Origin of the sequence: Dehalobacter sp. (assembly GCA_023667845.1) — a bacterium.
Taxonomy (GTDB): Bacteria; Bacillota; Desulfitobacteriia; order Desulfitobacteriales; family Syntrophobotulaceae; genus Dehalobacter.
The window spans coordinates 1-3,013 of the sequence record JAMPIU010000151.1 but is presented as its reverse complement, the minus strand read 5'-3'; the positions used below and the strand labels follow the sequence as shown (position 1 = coordinate 3,013).

The following is a 3,013-nucleotide window of genomic DNA, read 5'->3' as shown; positions in this document are numbered from 1 at the left end:
TACATGTGCTGGGAGTCTCCTCGCTGGCTGCCGGGCACAAGACACTGGTGCCGCAGGTGATCGAAGAGCTGAAAAGGCTGGGACGTGCCGATATCGTGGTCATTGCCGGCGGAGTGATCCCTGCGCAGGATTATGATTATCTCTATCAGGCAGGGGTGGCAGCCATCTTTGGCCCGGGCACCTCTATCACCAAATCGGCCTGCGACATCATGCATGTGTTGATGGCCGAGTAGCGGCTTATGGCTGTAATCTATTTTATCTCCGCTTTCGGTGTGATCTTCAGCAGATCCTGCCGGAAGCGGATTTTTTCATGGTTGTGTGTATGAAACGCCGGCGAGTGCGGGCTTCGTTACTGTCCTCCGACACAAACGTTGTTGCGGAATTCATTTATTTTACCGTTCTCCGACCCAATGTGGATAAATAGGTGTTTGGGTCGTTATGGTATTCAGTTCGGTCAAATGTTCTTTAGACAAAGACCAATCCACTGCGTCCATGTTTTCGATCAGTTGCTGTTCATTTCTTGCACCGATGACAATGTTGGAAACGGTTTCCTGTTGTAGCAACCAATTAATGGCAACCTGAGAAATGGTCCTGCCTGTTTCGTTTGCGATTCGTTCCAAAGCATCTACAACCGTATATAGAAATTCGTCTTCAACAGGTGGTGATCCAACTGCTCCGCCTGATTGTATGCGTCCTTCGGCAAGCGGTCGGTTTCTTCTGATTTTTCCTGTAAGTCTGCCCCAACCAAGCGGACTCCATACCATTAGACCCAATCCCTGGTCTTTTATCAATGGCATTAGTTCTTGTTCGTAATCACGTCCGATGAGCGAATAATAACCCTGATAAATAACATACTTTTCCAGGTTGTGCTTTTCTGAAACGGACAATGATTTCATCAGTTGCCATGCTGCAAAATTAGAACAACCGATATATCTGACCTTACCACTGGTGACCAGATTATCCAATGTCCTCAATGTTTCTTCCACAGGAGTATTGCTGTCAAAACCGTGCATAAGATAAAGATCAATGTAATCCGTCCCTAAACGTTTTAAGCTGTCTTCAAATGCTTTAATGAGATGAAAGCGTGATGATCCTTTATCATTTATCCCTTCGCCCATTTGGTAAGTTCCCTTGGTAGAAATAATTGTTTTTTCACGTCTTCCTTTTACGGCTGCACCTAAAACTTCTTCCGATGCTCCCCGCGAATAAACATTTGCGGTATCAAAGAAGTTTACACCTCTTTCCAAACAAATGTCAATCAGTCGTGAGGCTTCCTTTACGTCCGTTTGTCCCCAACGCTGAAAAAATTCGTTTGTCCCACCGAATGTACCCGTACCAAGGCTGAGCACAGGTACTTTTAATCCTGATTTTCCCAGATTCCTGTATTCCATGTTTGTTTTTTATCTCACGTCATTTATCGTGATTCTTTTTTGCGAAATTACGGTAACTCAAATTCATCATTTATTCACCTGTAACTGATTATCTGATTTGCTATGCAAATGAGGCATTCGCCGACAAAAAATCAACACATTGAACCGCCTGTTTGTTTACTTAATCAATCATAGGTTTTGTCAATGACCAGTGGCTGTGGATGATCTTCCACTTGTTATCTTCCTCTAGCCGGTACACTTCCGTGCAATTCTCCCTCCACGGCGTATCGCCTGCGTATGAAATCAGATTGTAGGTCAGGACTGCCATTGTATCGGTTTGTTGTACAACGGGATTTATCATTTCAAATTGATCCATCTTCACCTTTCCCCGCATGCTTTCATACAACTCTTCTATCTTATCCCAACCGTCAAGCCGCCTTTCAAGCGCAGGGTCGAAATAGGTGAAGTCCTTTGAATAAAGATCGAGATAGGGAGAGGGATTGCCATTGTGCCATGCCTCGAGGGCAGCACTCTCCAAAGCAATGATTGTTTCTGTAACAGTACGCTTATCCATGACATTTATTATTTGATTGAGAAATATTGTTCAGCTGACACCTGACGGTGGCAATGTGATACGCAACTGATATTGTCACTGTCCTGTTTTATCCAGAATATCTGCTACTGTCTGATCGCCCAGTTGTTGAGCCAATCCTATTAGTAGTCCTTCCACCCCGCGAATGTAGCAAAGCCGGTAGATGTTCTCAAAATTCACTACTTCTCCCACGACTTCAGCACCGTGCTTTACAAGTCTGGGCAGCAATTCGTCAAGATTGTCCACCCTAAACATGACCCGGAGATAGCCAAGCGAGTTCACCGGAGCAGTCCTGTGGTCCGCTATCGTCTGTGGGCTTAGAAACTGCGAGAGTTCAAGCCGGCTGTGTCCGTCCGGAGTAATCATCATCGCCACTTCCACCGACTGATTTCCCAGTCCTGTTACCCGTCCTGGCCATTCACCTTCAACCATCGATCGTCCCTCGAGTATCAGTCCTATTTCTGTGAAAAAGGAAATAGCATGGTCTAACGACTCAACAACGATACCGACATTATTCATCTCTATTAATTTACTTTTTGTCATCAGCTTGTCAGATTTATGTGTGAGAGTCACTTTCTTACTGTTGCTGCTAACAGTCGCAGCTATGCACCGTGCGGGGAATCCGAAGCGTATCCGTATCCTGCGGGGAGCAACTACGATACGGGAACTGCAGCCCTTTGTATTAGTCTTCTCCCTATCAGGACAGAAAAAACTATCCAGGGAATCAGTGATAGTAACGAAAAAATCAATCCTAATGTTCCTGCTGTGGATGGGATTAACATAAAAATCCCGGCAATCAATCCCCATGTAGCAGTAGATTTCCCAAAATCCTTTGATTTATACATTGTCGTGGAAATCATAAGGAGAGTAATGGCATTCAAAACATAATAAACATCGAATGCCGTACCTTTATATCTTGCTATTAACGCGTGCCCAACCGACAGCAGTTGCTGTTGAGACTCTATTGAGTCCGTGGAATAATATTGTTTACTCACAGATAACATTTCAAATCCAACAGTTGAAACATAATAAATTGCAATCCCTATAAATC

5 protein-coding genes are annotated in these 3,013 nt (G+C 44.4%); 1 reads left to right on the top strand and 4 read right to left on the bottom strand.

All coding sequences use genetic code 11. From position 1 onward, the window contains the following. Positions 1-233: hypothetical protein (locus tag NC238_13760; GenBank protein MCM1566973.1), on the top strand; the 233-nt coding region annotated here is incomplete at its 5' end. Between the two features lie 159 nt (positions 234-392). On the opposite strand, the gene NC238_13755 is transcribed toward NC238_13760, so the two are convergent. The 4 genes from NC238_13755 to NC238_13740 form a co-directional block, all read right to left on the bottom strand. Continuing rightward, positions 393-1,391, bottom strand: a complete 999-nt coding sequence (locus NC238_13755; GenBank protein ID MCM1566972.1) for an aldo/keto reductase — start codon at positions 1,389-1,391, stop codon at positions 393-395. Positions 1,392-1,551: 160 nt separating this feature from the next. Then, positions 1,552-1,944, bottom strand: coding sequence for a nuclear transport factor 2 family protein (locus NC238_13750; protein ID MCM1566971.1), 393 nt, complete (start codon positions 1,942-1,944; stop codon positions 1,552-1,554). 75 nt (positions 1,945-2,019) lie between these two features. Then, positions 2,020-2,505, bottom strand: coding sequence for a VOC family protein (locus tag NC238_13745; GenBank protein MCM1566970.1), 486 nt, complete (start codon positions 2,503-2,505; stop codon positions 2,020-2,022). Between the two features lie 110 nt (positions 2,506-2,615). Beyond that, a partial coding sequence (locus NC238_13740; protein MCM1566969.1) for a hypothetical protein occupies positions 2,616-3,013 on the bottom strand: 398 nt, incomplete at its 5' end.